17 protein-coding genes are annotated in these 19950 nt (G+C 64.1%); 9 read left to right on the top strand and 8 right to left on the bottom strand.

All coding sequences use genetic code 11. The features are described 5' to 3' along the window. Window positions 1-21: 21 nt before the first annotated feature. Complete coding sequence (locus ACRAWE_RS19380; RefSeq protein WP_432525775.1) at window positions 22-1206, bottom strand: anaerobic sulfatase maturase; 1185 nt, start codon at window positions 1204-1206, stop codon at window positions 22-24. Continuing rightward, the gene (locus ACRAWE_RS19375) at window positions 1203-2915 is read right to left on the bottom strand and encodes an arylsulfatase (protein WP_432525774.1); all 1713 of its coding nucleotides are present in this window, start codon (window positions 2913-2915) and stop codon (window positions 1203-1205) included. The genes ACRAWE_RS19380 and ACRAWE_RS19375 overlap by 4 nt, the downstream gene beginning before the upstream one ends. Window positions 2916-3397: 482 nt before the next feature. Between ACRAWE_RS19375 and ACRAWE_RS19370 the strand changes: the two genes are divergently transcribed. The 4 genes from ACRAWE_RS19370 (at window position 3398) to ACRAWE_RS19355 (ending at window position 7383) form a co-directional block, all read left to right on the top strand. After that, complete coding sequence (locus ACRAWE_RS19370) at window positions 3398-4045, top strand: helix-turn-helix transcriptional regulator (RefSeq protein WP_019454945.1); 648 nt, start codon at window positions 3398-3400, stop codon at window positions 4043-4045. Window positions 4046-4185: 140 nt separating this feature from the next. Continuing rightward, window positions 4186-5373, top strand: a complete 1188-nt coding sequence (locus ACRAWE_RS19365; protein ID WP_432525773.1) for an MFS transporter — start codon at window positions 4186-4188, stop codon at window positions 5371-5373. Next, complete coding sequence (locus tag ACRAWE_RS19360; RefSeq protein ID WP_019454943.1) at window positions 5370-6482, top strand: class II histone deacetylase; 1113 nt, start codon at window positions 5370-5372, stop codon at window positions 6480-6482. The genes ACRAWE_RS19365 and ACRAWE_RS19360 overlap by 4 nt, the downstream gene beginning before the upstream one ends. Window positions 6483-6576: 94 nt before the next feature. Continuing rightward, complete coding sequence (locus ACRAWE_RS19355; RefSeq protein ID WP_019454942.1) at window positions 6577-7383, top strand: alpha/beta hydrolase; 807 nt, start codon at window positions 6577-6579, stop codon at window positions 7381-7383. Between the two features lie 39 nt (window positions 7384-7422). Here the strand turns inward: ACRAWE_RS19355 and ACRAWE_RS19350 are convergent, their stop codons facing one another. The 3 genes from ACRAWE_RS19350 to ACRAWE_RS19340 form a co-directional block, all read right to left on the bottom strand. Continuing rightward, window positions 7423-7788: a cupin domain-containing protein gene (locus ACRAWE_RS19350; protein WP_019454941.1), complete on the bottom strand. Its 366-nt coding sequence runs from the start codon at window positions 7786-7788 to the stop codon at window positions 7423-7425. 18 nt (window positions 7789-7806) lie between these two features. After that, window positions 7807-9108 (bottom strand): NAD(P)/FAD-dependent oxidoreductase, encoded by a 1302-nt coding sequence (locus ACRAWE_RS19345; RefSeq protein ID WP_432525771.1) that lies wholly within the window; start codon window positions 9106-9108, stop codon window positions 7807-7809. A 101-nt stretch (window positions 9109-9209) separates the two neighbouring features. Continuing rightward, window positions 9210-9968: a response regulator transcription factor gene (locus ACRAWE_RS19340; protein WP_432525770.1), complete on the bottom strand. Its 759-nt coding sequence runs from the start codon at window positions 9966-9968 to the stop codon at window positions 9210-9212. A 229-nt stretch (window positions 9969-10197) separates the two neighbouring features. On the opposite strand from ACRAWE_RS19340, the gene ACRAWE_RS19335 reads away from it, so the two are divergent. Continuing rightward, window positions 10198-11325 (top strand): iron-containing alcohol dehydrogenase, encoded by a 1128-nt coding sequence (locus ACRAWE_RS19335; RefSeq protein WP_074055333.1) that lies wholly within the window; start codon window positions 10198-10200, stop codon window positions 11323-11325. A gap of 134 nt (window positions 11326-11459) precedes the next feature. On the opposite strand, the gene ACRAWE_RS19330 is transcribed toward ACRAWE_RS19335, so the two are convergent. Further along, on the bottom strand, window positions 11460-12389 hold the full coding sequence (locus tag ACRAWE_RS19330; RefSeq protein WP_211129456.1) for a LysR family transcriptional regulator: 930 nt from the start codon (window positions 12387-12389) through the stop codon (window positions 11460-11462). Window positions 12390-12524: 135 nt separating this feature from the next. On the opposite strand from ACRAWE_RS19330, the gene ACRAWE_RS19325 reads away from it, so the two are divergent. The 4 genes from ACRAWE_RS19325 to ACRAWE_RS19310 all read left to right on the top strand — a co-directional run bounded on the left by ACRAWE_RS19325 (window position 12525) and on the right by ACRAWE_RS19310 (window position 17998). Next, window positions 12525-13865, top strand: a complete 1341-nt coding sequence (locus ACRAWE_RS19325; protein ID WP_063918093.1) for an aspartate aminotransferase family protein — start codon at window positions 12525-12527, stop codon at window positions 13863-13865. 10 nt (window positions 13866-13875) lie between these two features. Beyond that, window positions 13876-15384, top strand: coding sequence for a CoA-acylating methylmalonate-semialdehyde dehydrogenase (locus ACRAWE_RS19320; protein ID WP_019454935.1), 1509 nt, complete (start codon window positions 13876-13878; stop codon window positions 15382-15384). A 125-nt stretch (window positions 15385-15509) separates the two neighbouring features. Next, entirely contained in the window at window positions 15510-16886 is a 1377-nt protein-coding gene (locus ACRAWE_RS19315; RefSeq protein ID WP_193843248.1) for an APC family permease, read from the top strand. A gap of 2 nt (window positions 16887-16888) precedes the next feature. Then, window positions 16889-17998, top strand: coding sequence for a P1 family peptidase (locus ACRAWE_RS19310; RefSeq protein WP_019454933.1), 1110 nt, complete (start codon window positions 16889-16891; stop codon window positions 17996-17998). A gap of 36 nt (window positions 17999-18034) precedes the next feature. On the opposite strand, the gene ACRAWE_RS19305 is transcribed toward ACRAWE_RS19310, so the two are convergent. Together ACRAWE_RS19305 and ACRAWE_RS19300 are read right to left on the bottom strand one after the other, a co-directional pair. After that, window positions 18035-19285, bottom strand: coding sequence for a phospholipase D-like domain-containing protein (locus ACRAWE_RS19305; protein WP_063918090.1), 1251 nt, complete (start codon window positions 19283-19285; stop codon window positions 18035-18037). After that, complete coding sequence (locus tag ACRAWE_RS19300) at window positions 19278-19928, bottom strand: MotA/TolQ/ExbB proton channel family protein (RefSeq protein ID WP_019454931.1); 651 nt, start codon at window positions 19926-19928, stop codon at window positions 19278-19280. Before ACRAWE_RS19300 ends, ACRAWE_RS19305 begins: the two co-directional genes overlap by 8 nt. Between the last annotated feature and the right edge of the window lie 22 nt (window positions 19929-19950).

Here is a 19950-nt window from a genome sequence, read left to right as displayed (position 1 = left end):
GTCCTTAAGGACGAGACGCTTTCAACCTGCGGCCGCGCTCACGGCGGCGCGCCACTGCATCGCCCCCTGCGGGCTGCGCGGGTAGGCGAGCAGCGGCGCCAGCAACGCGGAGAAGAAGGCGTAATAGCCGGCGCACAACCGGTTGTAGCGATCTTCGCCCACATGCGCCGGGCAGCCGCCCTGGCAGACGCTTTTCACGCTGCAGCGTTGGCACTCGCGGCGCAGGCTTTTGTTCTTGCCGAACGGCATCTCCGCCGCCTTTGCCGCCAGGGTGGCGAGCGGCGTCTGCCGATCGGCATGGCCGAGCAGGTGCTGCGCATTGATCAGGTGATCGCAGGCGTAGAGGCGACCGTCCGGCTCCATCACCAGATTGCCGCCGCAGCGTTCGGCGTGCACGCAGCTGGGGCTGACGTGAGTGAAATACTGCGCGTAGACCTGTTCGATGTTCATCACAAACACCTGGCCGACGTGCCCGCGGCTGCGCCAGCGGCGGTACACCGCTAGCATGAAACGCCCCCAGTTGGCGGCGCTCAGCCCGTAACCCGCGGCGGGCGCGTCCCCTTCCAGCATCAGCGGCTGAAACTGCAGATAGCGCGCGCCGATCGCCACCGCATGATCGTAGATCGCCTCGGCGCGGTCCGCGACGCCGTCGTGCACCACCATCAGCAGGTTGAAATCGATCTGATGGCGCTGCAGCAGCGCGATGCCGCGCAGCGCGGCGTCATAGCTGGCGCCGCCGCGCTTGTCCGGCCGATGGGCGTCCTGCACCTCGCGATCGCCGTCCAGGCTGACGCCGATGATGAATTGATGCTGCCGGAACAGACGGCACCAGGCATCGTTCAGCAGGGTGCCATTGGTCTGCAGGCTGTTGCTGATCCGCACGCCCAGTGGCGCAAAGCGGCGCTGCAACGCCAGCGCCCGCTTGTAAAAACCGATCCCCGCCAACAGCGGCTCTCCGCCCTGCCAGACGAAGTTGATCTCGCGGCTGTAGCGCGGCTGGGCGGCAATGTAGCCGCGGATAAACTCCGCCAGCAGGTCGTCGTCCATCTTGCGCGTCCGCGCTTGCTGGCGCTGCGGGTAGTAGCAGTAGCGGCAGCCCAGGTTGCAGCCGGCACCGATCGGTTTCACCAGCAGGTGAAAAGGCGCCGCCGCGCGCGGTTCGCTCTCTACCGGGATCTGCTGCGCGCGCAGCTGGGCCAGGTTCATGGCGCCGCCTGCGGCAACGGTTTGTGGGTCTGCGGATCCAGGCCGATGTAGTCGCCGGTATTGGCGTCGACGCCGAGATAGTCGATCGCTGCACCTTTGGCTTCAATAACCATGCTCTGCTGCGCAAAGCGGCGATACGCCTCGCTCAGCCGTTTGACCCGCTCCGGGTCGGCGGCGGCCAGATCGCGCGTCTCCAGCGGATCGTCATGCAGGTTGAACAGCCCCCACGGCGCCATCTGCGCCGTCGGCCCGGCCTTCACCAACCGCCGCAGCTTCCAGACGCCATCCACGTAGGCGGCCTGGTTATGCAGCTCCACGCCGTAGGTCGCGCGCGGCACGCCGTCGGCCTCGCCGCTGAAATAGCGTTTGAAGCTGACGCCGACCATCGGCAGCGTCGGCTTGGCCTTCAGCGGTTTATTGGCGTCGATGCCGGCATAGTCGTACAGCGTCGGCGCGATGTCATACACCGCCATCGGCGTGCGATCGATACCGCCGCGGCCCTTCAACCCTGGCGCGGAAATGATGAAATCGGTGTTGATGCCGCCCTGCGCGCTGGTGGTCTTGTGGTAGTTGGCGTACGGCGCATTGCTGACGTTGGCCCAGTGCGGCCCGTAAGAGATGAACGATCCCTTGCGGCCGAGGTTGGCGTAGCTGTTGTCGAACTGCCGCCAATACTCCGGCTTCGAGCCGTAGTAAAAGCCGCTGGCGGGGTTGGCGCCGTTGTCGGTGGCGAACACGATCACCGTATTTTGGTCGCGGCCGGTCTGCTTCAGGGTGTTCAACACCGCGCCGACCTGATCGTCCATATAAGCGATCATCGCCGCATACACCTGCATGGTCTTGGCTTCATATCTTTGCTGTTCCGGCGTCAGCGCGTTCCAGGCCTTATCCAGCGCCAGCGTCGGCATCGGCGTGCGATCGGAAATCAATCCCAGCGCTTTCAGGCGCTGAATGCGCTGCTGATAGGCCAGCTGATAGCCGGCGTCGTATTTGCCGTCGAATTTGGCGATCCAGTCATCCGGCGCCTGCAGCGGATCGTGCGGCGCGGTAAAGGCCAGATAGGCGAAGATCGGCTTGCTCTGCGGCGTATCACGGATCCACCGTTCCAGCTGGTCGGCATAGGCCTTGCTGGAATAAAAATCTTTTGGCAGCGACACGCGTTTGCCGTTCAGGGTGTAGAAGGTATGGAATGCTTCCACGGTACCCAGCGGTTTCGCGTCGTCGAAATGGCTGGTGCCGCCGCCCATAAAGGCGAAGGCACGCTCAAAGCCACGATCTGTCGGTTTGGCGCCGTCGACATAGCCCAGATGCCATTTGCCCGCCATCATGGTGGCGTAGCCCGCGTCGCGAAAACGCTCCGGCAGCGTGGTCACGCGGTCGGTCAGGCGCATTTCATACCCCGGCTGCGCGGCGGTGCTCTCATACCACCACATGCCACCCATGCCGGCCTGCTGATTGGTGTTGCCGGTCATCAACATCGAACGCGCCGGCGCCGACATCGGCGAGGTGTAGTACTGGCTCATGCGCACGCCCCGTTCGGCCAGCGCCTGCAAGTTGGGCGTCGGTATCTCGCCGCCGAACGGGCTGATGTCGGAGTAGCCCATATCGTCCACCAGAATGATCAGCACATTGGGGCGATCGGCGTCCGCTCCTTGTGCCAGGCCCGATAAGGCGCCGCTCAACGCCACCGCCAACGTTTTTTTCTGCATCGTCCGTCCCCTGTATGGTCATGCGGACTGAACAACCCGACGCCTCAGCCCGAGAAAGGTCATCATTTTTTCGTCTTATACGTTTGGCGCCGCCTGGCGCTATCTTCAATTCGCAGTGTAGAAAGCGGCGGAAAAGCCTGGCTATCGTTCTTAAGAATGAGGGACGGCGACGACAGCAGCGGCTGTAGCACGCGCAGGGCGGCGAGGGCTGCACCCGGGCAGGCATTGAAAAGCGCTGTAAATTCAGCGAGAAAAGCGGTGAACTATTTCATTAACCTATTAATGAAAATCGCGATAAATCCGAATGAAAAAGCCCTGATTAACGCAGTGTCATCTTGTTATTTATGTGTTTTATTGCAATCAGCCTCACGTTGTTAATATGTTTTTATTGTGTTGCTAAATTGCTACAACTATGCTTGTATCGTTCATATATTGACCGCCAACATTCTCCAGATTGAACGATAAAGGGAGGAACACGAATCATGCACAGCACCGCATCCGATGCCTTTATCAACAGCTGTTTGGCGACCATTACGCACCTGATCCCGGTCTCCGCCGGGGTGTTTTATCTGGTCGATCGCAACCTGCGGCCGGATCACTACATCCTGCACGGCATGCCCGATAAAACGCATCAGCAGTACCTGAACCACTTCCAACAGATAGACCCGCTGCAGCCGGCCAATTTCCATCGCCAGGACATCACCATGGTCGGCATGAGCCCGGCGGCGATCGCCGGCAACCGCCGCTATTACCACGACTTTATGCTGCCGAACGACATGCGCGACATGACGGAGATTTTCATCCGCCAGCGTAAGCGCATCGTCGCCGGGGTGTCGTTGATCCGCGATACGCCGTTCACCGAAGTGGAGCGCGGCCGCCTGCGCGCGGTGCTGCCGCTGATCGAGCTGGCGACGCGCGATCTGCTGCCCGACAGCGAGGCGCAGATGCTGACCGCCAAAGAGCAAGAGATCGTCAATATGGTGCGCGAAGGCGCCAGCAATAAGCGCATCGCCCTGAAACTGGGCATTTCGCTGTCTACGGTGAAAACCCATATGCGCAATATTTTCGCCAAAACCGACGTGGTGAATCGCACCGAACTGGTCGCCAGCGGCTTTCTCGCCCACGGTTAACGCCCGATAACGGCCGCCGTCGCCGGCGTCCGGAAAATAACGTCAGAACGTATTCGCCATCTATGGCGCGGCCTCCCCCTGCCCGCAATCGGGCCTGGCGGGATATTTCATCGTCACTCAACGCTTGGGGAATAAGCTTTATGTCCAGTGATTCGGTTTCCGCGCCCGCCGTCGGCGCGGCGCTCCCCTGCCCGCCGCGGCTGTTGACCGCCATTATCGTCTTCGCCGCCATCGCGCCGGGCATTCTGATGACCGCCCCCGCCGTGGCCGCCCAGCTCGCCGCACAGTGGCAGCTCGGCCCGGCGCAGATTGGCCACCTGTTTTCCACCGAACTCGGCGCCATGAGCCTGGCCACGCTGCCGGCGTGGTGGTGGATCGGGCGCATCAACTGGCGACGGGTCGCTACGCTGTCGGCGCTGGTGTTTATCGCCGGCAACCTGGCCTCGGCGCTGGTGCAGGACTTCACCCTGCTGCTGCCGCTGCGCTTTATCGCCTCGCTGGCGGGCGGCACCCTGATGATCCTGTGCATCACCTGCGCCGCCGGCACCGCCAATCCCAGCCGGGTGTATGCCTTCTGGGTGCTCGGCCAGTTGGTGCTGGGCGCGGTCGGGCTGCTGGTGCTGCCGCCGCTGTTCGCGCACTTCGGCCTGATGGCGGTCTACCTGATTTTGGCGGCCATCATGCTGTGCTGCCTGCCGCTCATCCCGGCGTTTCCCAGCGGCTTCACCGCCGCCCGCGCCGACCGCAGCGGCCCCACGGCTTCGCTGGCGCGCAAGCTGTGCGCCGTAATGGCGGTGCTGACCTTTTACATCAGCCTGAGTGCGGTCTGGACCTTCATCGGCGGCATCGCCGCCGGCGCCGGGCTGTCGCCGGCCCACAGCGGCCAGGTGCTGGCCATCGCCACCTTGCTCGGCATCGTCGGCGCGGGGGCCGCGGCGATGATCGGCGCGCGCTTCGGCGGCGGACGCCTGATCGTGCTCGGTTACGCCCTGCTACTGGCCAGCGTGGCGCTGCTGACTGGCCAGCCCCTGCTGTTGCGCTTCGCCCTGGCGGCCCTGCTGTTCAAATTCACCTGGACCTTCGTGCTGCCATTCATTCTCGCGCGGGTCGCCGGGTTGGATAACGACGGCAAGCTGATGAACGGCATCAACCTGGTGATCGGCGGCGGCATGGCCATCGGCCCGACGCTGGCCGGCTATCTGATCGAATCTTCCGGCGGTTTCAACGCCTTGCTGTTCGGCGCGCTGGGCTGCGCGCTGCTGTCGCTGCTGTTGATTTCGCTGGCTTCACCGCGCACACCGCGCCGTATAACAGGAGGAGAAAGGTGAAAAGAACAACCGGTTTCTTGTTTGATGAACGCTGTTTCTGGCACAGCACCGGCCTGCACGCCACCACCCTGCCGGTCGGCGGCTGGGTGCAACCGCCTTCGGGCGCCGGCCACGCCGAATCGCCGGAAACCAAACGGCGCATGAAGAACCTGATGGACGTGTCCGGCCTGTCGCGCCAGCTCACCCTGCTGAGCGCCGAACCGGCGACGGAAGAAGACCTGCTGCGCATCCACCCCGCCCACTATCTGCAGCGCTTCAAACAGGTGAGCGACAGCGGCGGCGGCCTGCTGGGGGAAGAGGCGCCGCTGGGGCCGGGCAGCTATGAAATCGCCAAACTCTCCGCCGGGCTGGCCTGCGCGGCGGTGGAAGCGGTGCTGCAGGGCGAGCTGGATAACGCCTATGCGCTGTCGCGCCCGCCGGGCCACCACTGCCTGCCGGATCAATCGATGGGCTTCTGCTTCCTGGCCAATATTCCCATCGCCATCGAGCGCGCCAAGGCCCGCTACGGCCTGGGCAAGGTGGCGGTACTCGACTGGGACGTGCACCACGGCAACGGCACCCAGCACATCTATTGGCAGCGCGGCGACGTGCTAACGCTGTCGCTGCATCAGGACGGTTGCTTCCCGGCGGGCTATTCCGGCGAACAGGATCGCGGCGAAGGCGCCGGGGCGGGCTGCAACGTCAACGTGCCGATGCTGGCCGGCGCCGGCGACGACGGCTACCTGCACGCCATGCGGCGCATCGTCATCCCGGCGCTGGAAAAATTCGAGCCGGAGCTGATCATCGTCGCCTGCGGCTACGACGCCAACGCGCTCGATCCGCTGGCGCGCATGCAGCTGCACAGCGACAGCTTCCGCGCCATGACCGCGCTGGTGCAAGACGCCGCCGACCGGCTGTGCGGCGGCAAACTGGTGATGGTGCATGAAGGCGGCTACGCCGAATCCTACGTGCCGTTCTGCGGGCTGGCGGTGATGGAGCAGCTGAGCGGCGTGCGCACTGAAGTGCAGGATCCGCTGTTGGCGTTCATCCAGCAACAGCAGCCGCGCGACGCCTTCAATCGCTTCCAGCGCGAAGCGCTCGACGAACTGGCGCGCCAGTTCGGTCTGTAATGTCCTCTCTGCGGGCACCGCATCCGGCGCCCCTGACAACCTCGCCGCCAACCGCTACGCTGAAGGGCAACCCTACCACCATGAGAACAATAACATGCCCGAACAAACCGTCAGCTTTATCAAAGGCCGCCACGGCGACATCGCCTTGCATGACTGGGGAAACGACAAGCCGCGCTATCTGGCGCTGCTGGTGCACGGCTACGGCGAACATCTCGGCCGCTATCAATACGTGGCGCGCACGCTGCAGGCGCAGGGCGCGCGGGTATTCGGCCCCGATCATCTGGGCCACGGCCTGTCACAGGGCGAGCGCGTGCTGATCGAGGATTATGACGCCGTCGTCGACGACGTTCAGCGCGTGGTCGAGCATCTTCGCCAACAGTATCCGACGCTGCCGTTGGTGGTGATCGGCCACTCGATGGGCGGCATGATCGCCACCCGCTACGCGCAGCGCCACGCCGAGGAGGTGAGCGCGCTGGTGCTGTCCGGCCCGCTGCTCGGCGACAGAACGGCGATCTCCGATCTGGCAGAGTTGCCGACGATCCCCGACGCGCCGCTGGATACCGCCACCCTGGCACGCGATCCGGCGGTTGGCGCGGCGTATCAGGAAGATCCGCTGGTGTGGCACGGGCCGTTCAAACGCCCCACCCTGCGCGCCATGCAACGGATCCTCGCCGCCATCAACGCCGGGCCGGGGTTCGGCGCGCTGCCTACGCTGTGGATCCACGGCGACGACGATCGGCTGGTGCTGATGAGCGAAACGCAAACCGCGCTCGATCGCCTGCGGGGCGACGATTTCGAACGGATGATCAATGCGGGCGGGCGGCACGAGAGCTTTAACGAAACCAATAAGGATCAGATCCTCAAGCGGGTAAGCGACTTTATTGCGCGGGCGTTAGGTTAAGGCGCTCCCCCTCAGCGGGCTGAGGGGGGCATGGCGGCGTCAGCCCTCGACGATGGCGAGGTAGTGTTTGACGAAGCGATCCGAGGTGATGTCCCAGCGCACCGGGGTGCCCTTCTCGACGAACCAGGAGTCGCCGGCCTGGTACTGCACCGACTCGCCGGTGCGCTCGTTGGTCAGGGTGGCGCTGCCTTCCCACACCGTGGCGTGCTCGGCGAACGGATATTCCATCACGAAGCTGCCGCGGGTGCAGCTGAACACGCCACAGTTCAGATTGTCGGTCGGCTCGCCGAAGATGCTGGCCACGCCGACGGTCGGCGTGCCGGCGATCACCGTGGCGCCCAGGTTGCTGACGCTGCCGATCTCCAGCAGTTCCGGCAGCGGTTGTTTAAGCAGTAACGGTTTCATGTCATTCTCCTCTGAGGATTAACGGCGGCCTTTCCAATAGCCGGATGTCTGGTGCCAAACCTTACCGGCGGTGGTCATCACTCGCCGCAGCTTGTCCTTGCCGAAGATGTTGACGTGCGGGATCGAGCTCATCAGATCGTAACGATCGGATCCTTCACTCATGCCCTCCGCCAGCACCTTGCACACGATGTGGCTCGGCGTCACGCCGAAGCCGGAGTAGCCCTGCACGTAAAACACGTTGTCGCGATCCGGCAGCGTGCCGATCTGCGGGAACAGGTTGGCGCTGCAGCACAGCGGGCCGCCCCAGGCCAGATCGATCTTCACGTCTTTCAGGTACGGGAACACCTTCAGCATCAGGTTGCGATTCCAGGCCTTGAGATCCGACGGGAAATATTCGATCAGGCGAGTGGCGCTGCCGAACAGCAGCCGGTTTTCGTTGGTCACCCGGTAATAGTCGATCACCGGGCGAATGTCGCTGTAGGCGCCGCGGATCGGGCTGATCTGACGGATCAGATCGTCAGACAGCGGCTCGGTGGCCAGCTGGAAAGCGTAGGTGTTGATAGTCTTGCGGTAGATCTGCGGTTCCATGCCGTTGAGGAAGCCGTTGCAGGCCCACAGCATCTTGTTGGCGCGCACCGAGCCCATGGCGGTGCGCACCGTGATGCGCGGCCCGTATTCCACGTTGAGCACGCTGCTGTTTTCGAAGATTTTCACCCCGTAGCCGCTCAGCGCCCTGGCCTCGCCCAGCAACAGGTTGAGCGAATGCACATGGCCACCGCCCATGTGTTTCAGCGCGCAGGTATAGGCGTCGGAGCCCACCACCTGCTTCACCTCCGCGCCGGTGTAGAGCTCGATCTCTTCGTCCGGCGCCACCGCCCTGAACTCCTTCAGCCATCCGCGCAGGGTCTTCTCCTGGCGCGCGTTGCTGCCGAGATAGCCGTAGCCGAAGCAGAAGTCGGCGTCGATGTCATATTTCTTGATGCGCTCGCGGATAATGCCGGCGCCGAGGTTGCTGATCTTGAAGATGGTTTCCAGCCCAGACGGGCCGACGTGGCGTTTGATCTTCTCCAGATCGTGGCCGATGCCGGCCATCACCTGGCCGCCGTTGCGTCCGGTGCCGCCGTAGCCCAGATAGCGGCCTTCGAGGATGGCTATGTTGGTGATGCCCTTCTCTGCCAGCTCCAGTGCGGTGTTGATACCGGAGAAGCCGCCGCCGATGATCACCACGTCGACGTCCAGATCCTCTTCCAGCGTCGGGAAGCGCAGATCGTATTTTTTGGTCGCCGCGTAGTAGGTTAAGGACTCGATTTCGTTGTTCACTGCCGCACTCCCGATTGCCTATGCCATGACATCGGATTATCGGGAGGCAGCAGCCGTGCCGCTATGTCCCCTTAGGGACATTCGCTACAAAAAATTAACATTCACGCGCTGCGCCGCTGCGGTGCGGTCAGCAGCAGGCTGAACAGTTCGGCCTGCGAGCCGATGTTCAGCTTGCCGTAGATGTTCTTGCGGTGATTTTTTACCGTGCCGAGGCTGATGAACAGCCGGTCGGCGATCTGCTGCGAACCGCAGCCGGCGAGGATCAGATCGACGATCTCGCGCTCGCGCGGCGTCAGCAGATAGCGCGCCTGCGCGCCGTCGTCGTTCACCATCGCGGCATCGGCCGGCGCCGCCACCACCTCACCGTGCAGCCGCGCCACGCTTTTCACCAGCGTCAGCGCGCTGCGCAGATCCGCCCGCTGCGGGTAGCGCACCGCCACCGTGCGCCGCGCCGAGCCAAAGAACACGCCCAGCCCGCGCTCCGGCGTCAATTGCAGCAGCACCCCGGCCTCGTCGTGCCAGCCGGTCTTGCGATAAAAGTTACGGTAATAGTCGCTGTGATAAAACCCGCAGGGCGCCAGCTGGCGCAGCGTCAGCACCTCGCCTTCGCCGCCGTCGTTCAGCGCGCGGTAAAACGGATCCTGCAGGTAGGCGCCCTGCTGGTAGATCTGGTTGACCGCGTCGCTGTTTTCCCGCTCGGTTTTGATCAGGCAGCGCGGCGGCCGGCCGCGTTCGAAGGCATAGACGATGGCGTTGTCGAAGGCGAAAAACCCTTCCAGCCAGTTCAGCAGGCTGGGATAAAAACGCGGGCTGGCCACCGCATCGATCACCGCAGACAAGCGTTCAACCTGAATATCCATACCCGCCTCGCCATTATTAATACATTAACAATCTACCGATTTCGGATGGGGTTGGCCGCATGACGGCCGGTACTGTTAAAAAAAGCATCCGGCGCGCCGAAATGCAAGAACGAGATCGTTTACATGTTAAACAACTCACAGGTTGCCACGGCGGGGAAAGCGGTGGCCGCTCCGCGCCCGCTGGCTTATGCTGTGGCATCGCGCCCCGCAACGCCGTCAAGGAGACCTCATGTCCGTCAGCCACATCATCGCCAACCGCCAGACCTGGTTCGGCCACGGCAGCATCCAACAGCTGCCGCCGCTGCTGCTGGCCGATCCGCAGCCGACGCTGCTGTTCAGCTGCCGCTCTTTTCTCAACGGCCCGGTGTACGCCGGCCTGCGCGAGTCGCTGACGCCGCTGTTCATCGGCACTGAGATCGTCAGCCACGAGGCGTCGCCGCAGGAAATAGACGCCTGGGTGGCGCGCTGGCGCGGCCAGGTGCGGCGCGTGGTGGCCATCGGCGGCGGCAGCGTGCTGGACGCCGCCAAGGCGTTCTCCGCGCTGGTGGAGCACCCGCTGCCGACGCTGCGCTATATGGAAAAGGTGGGCGACAGTAAAATCAGCGGCGCCACCCTGCCGCTGATCGCCATTCCTACCACCGCCGGCACCGGCAGCGAGGTGACGCAGAACGCGGTGATCACCGACACCCAGGTCAGCAAAGTGAAGGCCTCGCTGCGCCATAACAACTTCGTGCCGCATACCGCCATTCTCGATCCGCAGTTGCTGGCGGGCGCCCCGGACAAGGTGCTGGCCTACTGCGCCATCGACGCCTTCACCCACCTGTTCGAGGCCTATCTGTCGAAAACCGCCGGTGCCATGACGCGCGACATGTCGTTAAGCGGCATCCGCCACTTCCTTGCGGCCTGGCCGGCGCTCAACCGCAGCGACGCGGCGCGCGAAGCGATTATGCAAGCTTCGTACCTCGGGGGGCTGACGCTGAGCGCCGCCGGGCTGGGGGTCATTCACGGCATCGCCGGCGAGATCGGCGCACTGCGCGACTACCATCACGGCCAGGTCTGCGGCCGCCTGCTGCTGCCGTTCCTCGCCCTGCTGGAAAGCAGCGAACAGCCGCAGCAGCGCGCGCTGATGGCCGAGCTGGCCGCGCGCTTGTATCCGCACTGGCAGGGCAGCCCGGAGAGCTACCTGACCGATTTCATCACCCGTCACGCCATCGCGCCGTTCTGGCAGGACGATTTGCCGATTTCCGGCCAGGAATTGGCGGTGGCGCTGGAGAAATCCAACAGCAAGAATTCCTGGATCGACTATGCGCCGGCGCAGCGGCAACGGATGATCGAAGAGGCGTTTCGCGTCGAATGATTATATAATCAGATCAACGCACTAGCAGGAGTAAGGAAATGGGCATCATCGGCTGGATCTTCGCCGGCATCGCGGTCGGCATCCTGGTCGGCGCGCTGATCAGAATCTTCGGCAAGAAGAAAGAGCAGTAAGCGTCACGCTGTTCCGTGGGCCGCCAGCAGGCACTCATGGAACAGCTTCACCACCCGCTGCGGCACCGGCGAGCGGCGCAGCACGCTGGAGTATTCGCAGTGATAGCGGAACAGCGCCGGTTTGATCGCCCGCATCAGGTTCTGCGCCACAAAAAACGCCGCGTAGTGATCCGGCAAAAAGCCGACGTATTTGCCGGACAGAATTAACGTCGCTATCGATTCCTGCGCAAATCCCGTCGCCTTGCGATGCAAATGTTGCTGCAGGCTCAGTTCCATATTCGGCGAATGATAGCCTAATCCGGCGAAGGCATAATTGTGCAGCAGATCCCAATTTAATGTTTCATGACTGGCGGAAAATAATTCATGCTGCGCGCCGCAATATAAGAACATCCTCTCACTGAATAACGAATGATAAGATAAACTTTCTGCGCTGCGGTGCATGGGAATAACCCCAACCTGAAATTGCCCGTCAATAACGCCGCGTTCAATGGTATTAATCGGCTCCACATACATTTGCAAAGAAACCTCCGGCGCGCGCTCGCTGAATAACGCAATGGCCCGGCCGATCTGCGCCTGCGGATTACTGACCGTATGGTCGAATATCGCCACGTGCAGCTGCCCGCCCATGCGCTGATGCACCTCGTCCACCCCGCGACGGAAGGCCTCGGTGGCCGCCAGCAGGTTGACCGTTTCCTGGTAGATCAACAGCCCCTCGTCGGTGACCGCAAAGCCCTCGCGCCCGCGCTGGCACAGCGTCAGGCCCAGCCGCTGCTCCAGGTCCTTGATGTGCTTGCTGATGGTCGACAGGCTGATATTCAGCTCCAGTTCGGCGGCGCTCATGCCGCCACAGTCGACCACGGCCTTGAATACCCGCAGCAAACGCAGATCCATATCCGACAATTGCCCTAACAACGCGCGCTTTTTTACTTGCATAAAACCTTAAGTAAGTTTCGACATATGATTATTCACAGTAGAGAACAAGCGGTACATAGTCAATTTCGCACAACAATTCGTTAACAACTCGTTTTATTTAATTAATCGCACTTATTTTCCTGTCCGGAGGAAAACATGGCCGCTGAAAATTACCCGCTGAATCGTCTCGATGCCGAAGGATTAGAGGCCCATTGGATGCCTTTTACCGGCAACCGCAATTTTAAAGCGCAGCCGCGCATCATTACTCAGGCCGCAGGGGCGTATTACACCAGCCACGACGGCAGAAAGATTTTCGATGGCCTGTCCGGATTGTGGTGCTGCGGATTGGGGCACGGCCGGCAGGAAATCACCGCCGCCGCCCAGCGCCAACTGGCGACGCTGGATTACTCGCCGGCGTTTCAGTTCGGCCATCCGCTGTCGTTCGAACTGGCCAACAAGATCAAGGCATTGACGCCGGCGGGGCTGGATTACGTGTTCTTCACCGGCTCCGGCTCGGAAGCGGCGGATACCTCGCTGAAAATGGCACGCGCTTACTGGCGCGCCAAAGGCCAGGCGGGAAAAACCTGCTTTATCGGCCGGGAAAAGGGCTACCACGGCGTTAACTTCGGCGGCATCTCGGTCGGCGGCATCGCCGGCAACCGCAAGGCGTTCGGCGCCGGCGCCGAGGCGGATCACCTGCCACACACCCTGCTGGCCGGCAACGCCTTTTCGCGCGGCATGCCGCAACAGGGGGCGGAGCTGGCGGATGAGCTCAGCCGCATCATCGCGCTGCGCGACGCCTCGACGATCGCCGCGGTGATCGTCGAACCTTTCTCCGGTTCCGCCGGGGTGATCGTGCCGCCGGTCGGCTACCTGCAGCGCCTGCGCGAGATCTGTACCCAACATGACATTCTGCTGATCTTCGACGAAGTGATCACCGCCTTCGGCCGCTGCGGCGCGATGACCGGTGCCGAGGCGTTCGGCGTCACGCCGGACATCATGAACATCGCCAAACAGGTGACCAACGGCGCGCAGCCGATGGGCGCGGTGGTGGTGCGGCCGGAGATCTACCGCACCTTCATGGACAGCGGTGAACCGGACTACCAGCTCGAATTCCCGCACGGCTACACCTACTCCGCCCATCCGGTCAGCTGCGCGGTCGCGCTGGCGACGCTAGACATCCTGCAGCGCGAACAGATGGTGGAACGCGTGCAGGCGCTGGCGCCCTATTTCGAGCGCGCGGTGCATAGTCTGCAGGGGGCCAAACACGTCGCCGACATTCGCAACATCGGCCTGGCGGCCGGCATCACGCTGGCGGCGCGGCCGGGCGAACCGGCGCGGCGCCCCTTCGAGGCGGCGATGCGCTGCTGGGAAAGCGGATTTTACGTGCGCTACGGCGGCGACACTCTGCAGCTGGCGCCGCCGTTCATCAGCAGCGAAGCGCAGATCGACGCGTTGATCAACGCCGTGGGCGACGCCCTCAACGCCACCGAATAAGGAGAGAACCATGACCATTACCCATTGGATCAACGGCGAGCCCGCCGCCGGCGGCGAACGCAGCCAGCCGGTTTACGACCCGGCCACCGGCCAATCGGCGCAGGAGGTGCAGCTGGCCGACCGCGCCACGGTGGAGCGCGCCATCGCCGCCGCCGAACAGGCCTATCCCGCCTGGCGCGACACCCCGCCGCTGAAACGCGCGCGCATCATGATGAAGCTCAAGGATCTGCTGGAGCAGCACGCCGACGCCGTCTGCCAGTTGATCACCGCCGAGCACGGCAAGGTGCTCAGCGACGCCCTGGGCGAACTGCAGCGCGGCATCGAGAATATCGAATACGCCAGCTATGTGCCGGAGCTGCTGAAGGGTGAACACAGCAAAGAGGCGGGGCCGGGCATCGACAGCTGGAGCGAGTTTCAACCGTTGGGGGTGGTGGCGGGCATCACGCCGTTCAACTTCCCGGCGATGGTGCCGCTGTGGATGTGGCCGATGGCGGTGGCATGCGGCAACACCTTCGTGCTGAAGCCGTCCGAGCGCGTGCCCTCCGCCGCGCTGTATATCGCGCGGCTGGCAGCGGAGGCCGGGCTGCCGCCGGGGGTGCTCAACGTGGTCAACGGCGATCGCGAAGCGGTGGAGACGCTGCTGCATGACGGGCGCGTCAAAGCGATCAGCTTCGTCGGTTCGACGCCGGTGGCGGAACACATTTATCACACCGGCTGCGCGCAGAACAAACGGGTACAGGCGCTGGGCGGTGCCAAGAACCACGCGGTGGTGCTGCCGGACGCCGATATCCCCGGCGCGGTCGGCGCGCTGATGGGCGCAGCCTTCGGCTCGTGCGGCCAGCGCTGCATGGCCATTCCGCTGGTAGTGGCGGTGGGTGAAGGCACCGCCGAGGCGCTGGTCGCCGGGCTGCGGCAACAGATGGCCGCCATGCGCGTCGGCCCCGGCAGCGATAATCGCAACGACATGGGGCCGCTGGTGACCCGGCAGCATTATCAGAAGGTGAAAGGCTATATCGATCAGGGCGTGGCCGAAGGCGCCGAGCTGCTGGTGGATGGCCGCGAGCTGAGCGTGACGGACGCCGACGGCCGCCCCAGCCAGGGGTACTTCCTCGGCCCGACGCTGTTCGACCGCGTGACGCCCGGCATGCGCATCTATCAGGAGGAGATTTTCGGCCCGGTGCTCGGCGTGGTGCGCGCGGCTTCGCTGCAGGAGGCGATGGCCTTGATCGACGCCCACGAATACGGCAACGGCACCTGCCTGTTCACCCGCGACGGCGAAGCGGCGCGCTACTTCTCCAGCCGCATTCAGGTCGGCATGGTGGGGATCAACGTGGCGCTGCCGGTGCCGGTGGCCTACCACTCGTTCGGCGGCTGGAAGCGCTCGCTGTTCGGCGATCTGCACGCCTACGGCCCGGACGCGGTCAGGTTCTACACCAAACGCAAGACCGTGACCCAGCGCTGGCCGGCTTCCGGCGACGCCCGGCGCGCCAGCTTCAGCTTCCCGTCGGGGCAGGGGTAACACATAAGAATAATAAACTTCCGGGGAGCAAAGCTCCCCGGCATTTCGCGCGCTCCATTTGATTCCTGCGTACAGCCTGTGCAGCAAAACAATAACTCACTCACACGTTAATGGAGTCGTTAACCATGCAAGAGTCCGCCCCTGAACACACCTTCAAAGGCAATCTCAGCGTCCTCGACGTGGTGATGATCACCGCGTCCGGCGTGACGCCGGCCAGTTCGATCTTCGTCATCGCCCCGCTGGCGATCGCCAGCGCCGGCAGCGGCGCCTTTCTGTCGTTCCTGATCGCCGCCTGCGTCGCCGCCACCATCGCGCTGTGCTATGCCGAGCTTGGCGCCGCACACCCCAGCGCCGGCGGCGAATACAGCATCATCAAACGCCTGTTCGGCACCCTGTGCGGGCTGCAGACCTACCTGTTTATCCTCAGCGCCTCGCTGTTCGTGCCGGCGGTGCTGGCCACCGGCGCGGTGCCCTACCTGAACACCGCGCTGGGCACCCAATTCGACGCCTCGACCGCCGGCATGCTCACCGTGCTGGTCGGCGGCATCTGCGCCATTTTCAACATCAAGGCCAACGCCCTGCTGACCGGCGCTTTCCTGGTGGTGGAAGTAGCGGTGCTGGCGCTGATCGCCTGGCTCGGCTTCAGCCACCCGCATCAGAGCACGGAGATCCTCACCGCGCCGGTGATGCTGGACGCGCAGGGCAGCCTGGCGCCGGTGTCGCTGCCGCTGATCGTCGCGATGGTCGGGGTCGCGCTGTTCTCCTACAACGGCTACGGCGCGGCGGTGTACATGGCGGAGGACATGCGCGAACAGGGCAGACCGATGGCGATGGCGATCATGCTGACGCTGGTCATCGTGGTGCTGGTGGAACTGGTGCCGTTCACCGCCCTGCTGATCGGCTCGCCGTCGCTGACGGAGATGGCCAAACAGGCCGACCCGGTCGGCTATGTGGTCACCCAGCTCGGCGGCCCGACGCTGGCGCGGGTAGTGAGTGGCGCGATTTACTTGTCGGTGTTCAACGCCATCATCGCCATCGTGGCGCAATTCAGCCGCATGATGTTCGCCAGCGGGCGCGACGGCTTCTGGCTGCCGGCGTTCAACCGGGCGCTGAAAATCATCCATCCGCGCTTCGGTACCCCCTGGATCGCCACCCTGCTGTTCGGCGTGCCGTCGGCGCTGCTGGCGTTTTGCTCCGATCTCGAATCGCTGACCTCCTTCACCGTGATCCTGCTGCTGCTGGTGTACATCATCATGGCGATCGCGGCGCTGATCAGCCGCCGCCGCCGCCACTTCCACCATCCTTACCTGATGCCGCTGTGGCCGCTGCCGGTGCTGGCGGCGCTGCTGTGCTGCCTGTACGTGCTGTGGACGATTTTGATCGCCAGCAGCCTGAAAGACTTTATTATCATTGCCGGCATCGTCGGCTTCGGGCTGGCGCTGAACCATCTGCGCGGCCGCCAGACGGCGCCCCTCGCCGCCCCCTCAATAGAAGGAGAATAACCATGACGCAGCGCGCTCAGGATCTGGGCATCACCATCGGCCAGGGCACGCCCGGCCCGCTGAACGCCATCACCGACGTGCCCGGCGTGCGCGTCGGCCATGCTAGCATTCATGCCGATTTGGCGGACGGGCGCAGCGTGCGCACCGGCGTGACGGTGATCGAACCGCGCCCCGGCTCCGCCCGCCACGCGCCCTGCTTCGCCGGCGTGCACGTGTTGAACGGCAACGGCGACGCCACCGGCCTGGAATGGGTGCGCGAAGCGGGCCTGCTGACCAGCCCGATCGCCTTCACCAACACCCACAGCGTGGGCGTAGTGCGCGATGCGCTGATCGCGCTGGAACGCGAAACGCTGCCCGCGGGCGACAACGCGGTGTACTGGAATATGCCGGTGGTGATGGAAACCTTCGATGGCCTGCTCAACGACATCAACGGCTTTCACGTCAAGGCCGAGCACGTGCGCCAGGCGCAGCAGGCGGCCCGGGGCGGCTTGCCGCAGGAAGGCGCGGTCGGCGGCGGCAGCGGCATGATCTGCCATGAATTCAAAGGCGGCAGCGGCACCGCGTCGCGCCGCCTGCCCGCCGATCAGGGCGGCTGGACGGTGGGCGCCATCGTGCAGGCCAACCACGGCAAGCGCGAGTCGCTGCTGGTGGGCGGTTACCCGGTGGGCCGCCATCTGGGGCATATCCCCTCGCCGTTCACGCCGCAGCTGCCGCATCCCGGCATGGGCTCCATCGTCGTTGCGCTGGCGACCGACGCGCCGCTGTTGCCGCACCAGTGCGCGCGCCTGGCGCAGCGCGCCAGCATCGGCATCGCCCGCACCGGCGGCGGCACAGAAGATTCGAGCGGCGATATATTTATCGCCTTCGCCACCGGCAACGACGGCCTGCCGCCCGCCGACTACGCCAATAAAGGCGCTTTCACCACGCCGCTGCGCATGGTGAACAACGACTATATTTCGGCGCTGTTCGCCGCGGCGGCGGAAGCGGTAGAGGAAGCGATCGTCAATGCGCTGCTGGCGGCCAATAGCGTCAGCGGCAACGGCCATCGGGCGGAAGGGCTGAGCGCCGAACAGCTGGTGACGGCGCTGGAGAAGGCCGGCTGGCGGCGATAAAAAAACGGGGCGCGGGGATTAACCGCGCCCTGCTTATCAGGATTCGCCGCCCGGCTTGGGCGTCGGGTAATCGTAATCCAGCTTCAACGGCTCGGCGTAGACGCTGTTCCACAGCTGTTGATACAGCTGGTCCAACCGCCCGCTCATCGTCGCATTGTGCAACACCAGCTCCAGATTGCGCGAGTTGTCCAGATAGCCGCCGGTCCAGTTGCTGGTGCCCACCCAGGCAATCTCATCGTCGATGGTCATCAGCTTGCTGTGGATCACCCGGGCAAACGGAATGAAACCGCTGCTGGCCGGGGGAATGGTCACCACTTTGATCTGCACGTTCGGCACCAGCGCCAGGCTCTTGAGCCAGGCGATGTCCGGCTTTTTGGTGTTCCAGTTGGCCACCATCAGCTCGATCTGCACCCCGCGCGCCGCCGCGCCGCGCAACGCGTTGTCGATCACCGCATAAAAGGGACGACTGCGCTCCGGACCGAAAGACAGCGGCGCGTAATCCATCACCTGCACCCGCACCCGCCGCTTGGCGCCGGCCAGCAGGCGCGGCAGCTCAGCCTGCGAGTCGATCACCCCTGCCGGGTTGTAGGCGCGCGGGCTGGCCACCAGATAGTCGCCCTGCGGGGGCGCGGTCGGCGGCGCATCGGGCAGCGCCGGCACCGGTTTATCCTGCGCCAGCAGCGCCTGCGCCTGCCAGTCCTGTTCGAAGATCGCCTGAATTTGCCCCACCACCTTGGCGTCGCTGATACGCAGCCCGGTTTCGTGAATATGCTCCAGCGCGCGCCAGTCGAAGTTCTGGCTGCCGACAAACGCCTGTTCGCCGTCCACCAGCAGATACTTGGCGTGCAGGATGCCGCCACTCAGCTTCTGGTAAGGAATGATGCGCAGCTCCAGATTGGGGATCGCCTTCAGCTGTTCCAGCGTCTCGGCGGTGGAGTTGCGGATGCCTTTCTCCTCCATCAGGAAACGGATTTTCACCCCGCGCTCACCGGCCGCCTTCAGGCGCTGCAGCACGCCGTCCAGCAAGGAGCCGTCCTGATTCGCCACGTAAAACTGCCCCAGATCGATGCGGGTTTTCGCCGCGTCGAACATCTCGCGCCACACCTCGGCGGTGTTGCGCAGGTCGTCGGCCTGCAGCGCAGTTTCTACCGGTGCGGTATACACCAGCTCATAACCGGGAATCGCAAAACGCGCCGCAGCGCTCTGGCTCAACATCAACAAACAACCGCCCCACAATGCCGTATAAAGGCGGCCGAACGGCCGCCGTGTTGGATGGCCATTAGGCATAGCGCGGCGCCCCGCTGTCAACCCATTGTTCACCGCTGCCGCTCTCCGGGCGGCTGGCCGGTTGACCGGCGCGGATCAGCAGCACCTTCAGCAGCTCGTTGATGCGCTCCATGCGGCTCTGCAGGAAGTTGTTGGCCACCAGGCACAGCAGCGCGATGGCGATACCGAGACCAGTGGCGTACAGCGCGGTGCCCATCCCGGCCGACACCAGGCTCGGCTCGGAGACGCCCGAGGCGGCCAGCGCCTTGAAGGTTTCGATGATCCCCATCACCGTGCCCAGCAGCCCCAGCAACGGCGCGGCGGTGACCACGGTTTCCAGCAGCCACAGGCCGCGCGCCATCGGCGGCTTGCTCAGCAGATACTGGGCGTCGATCAGATCGCCGATCGCCTCGCGATCGCCGGCGCGGTGTTTCTGCGCCAGCACCGGCGCGATCACCGCCATCGGCAGGCTGTTGCGCTGGGTCAGCTCGTCCGGCAGATCGGCCGCGCGGCGCACGTCCGGCGTCAGCGCCTGCTCCAGCCGGCGCGCCTGGCGCTGGGTATAGGCGAAGTACAGCGTGCGTTCGATGATGATCACCAGCGCGATCGCCAGCGCGGCGTACATCACGTAGAAAATAATGTCGTGCAACAGATTGGCGTCCATACAGGGCTCCTCTGCCCCGCCG

This window comes from Serratia sp. BFP-2025 (assembly GCF_050880365.1).
Lineage (GTDB): Bacteria > Pseudomonadota > Gammaproteobacteria > Enterobacterales > Enterobacteriaceae > Serratia > Serratia surfactantfaciens.
The sequence above is the reverse complement of the archived record's forward strand: the minus strand, read 5'-3'. Positions and strand labels throughout refer to the sequence as shown.

Coding starts and splice junctions, on each gene's coding strand:
- ACRAWE_RS19340 (WP_432525770.1), bottom strand. CDS start 9,968: ATGGATATTCAGGTTGAACGCTTGTCTGCGGTGATCGATGCGGTGGCC.
- ACRAWE_RS19380 (WP_432525775.1), bottom strand. CDS start 1,206: ATGAACCTGGCCCAGCTGCGCGCGCAGCAGATCCCGGTAGAGAGCGAA.
- ACRAWE_RS19315 (WP_193843248.1), top strand. CDS start 15,510: ATGCAAGAGTCCGCCCCTGAACACACCTTCAAAGGCAATCTCAGCGTC.
- ACRAWE_RS19375 (WP_432525774.1), bottom strand. CDS start 2,915: ATGCAGAAAAAAACGTTGGCGGTGGCGTTGAGCGGCGCCTTATCGGGC.
- ACRAWE_RS19310 (WP_019454933.1), top strand. CDS start 16,889: ATGACGCAGCGCGCTCAGGATCTGGGCATCACCATCGGCCAGGGCACG.
- ACRAWE_RS19335 (WP_074055333.1), top strand. CDS start 10,198: ATGTCCGTCAGCCACATCATCGCCAACCGCCAGACCTGGTTCGGCCAC.
- ACRAWE_RS19320 (WP_019454935.1), top strand. CDS start 13,876: ATGACCATTACCCATTGGATCAACGGCGAGCCCGCCGCCGGCGGCGAA.
- ACRAWE_RS19305 (WP_063918090.1), bottom strand. CDS start 19,285: ATGCCTAATGGCCATCCAACACGGCGGCCGTTCGGCCGCCTTTATACG.
- ACRAWE_RS19365 (WP_432525773.1), top strand. CDS start 4,186: ATGTCCAGTGATTCGGTTTCCGCGCCCGCCGTCGGCGCGGCGCTCCCC.
- ACRAWE_RS19350 (WP_019454941.1), bottom strand. CDS start 7,788: ATGAAACCGTTACTGCTTAAACAACCGCTGCCGGAACTGCTGGAGATC.
- ACRAWE_RS19355 (WP_019454942.1), top strand. CDS start 6,577: ATGCCCGAACAAACCGTCAGCTTTATCAAAGGCCGCCACGGCGACATC.
- ACRAWE_RS19330 (WP_211129456.1), bottom strand. CDS start 12,389: ATGCAAGTAAAAAAGCGCGCGTTGTTAGGGCAATTGTCGGATATGGAT.
- ACRAWE_RS19370 (WP_019454945.1), top strand. CDS start 3,398: ATGCACAGCACCGCATCCGATGCCTTTATCAACAGCTGTTTGGCGACC.
- ACRAWE_RS19300 (WP_019454931.1), bottom strand. CDS start 19,928: ATGGACGCCAATCTGTTGCACGACATTATTTTCTACGTGATGTACGCC.
- ACRAWE_RS19325 (WP_063918093.1), top strand. CDS start 12,525: ATGGCCGCTGAAAATTACCCGCTGAATCGTCTCGATGCCGAAGGATTA.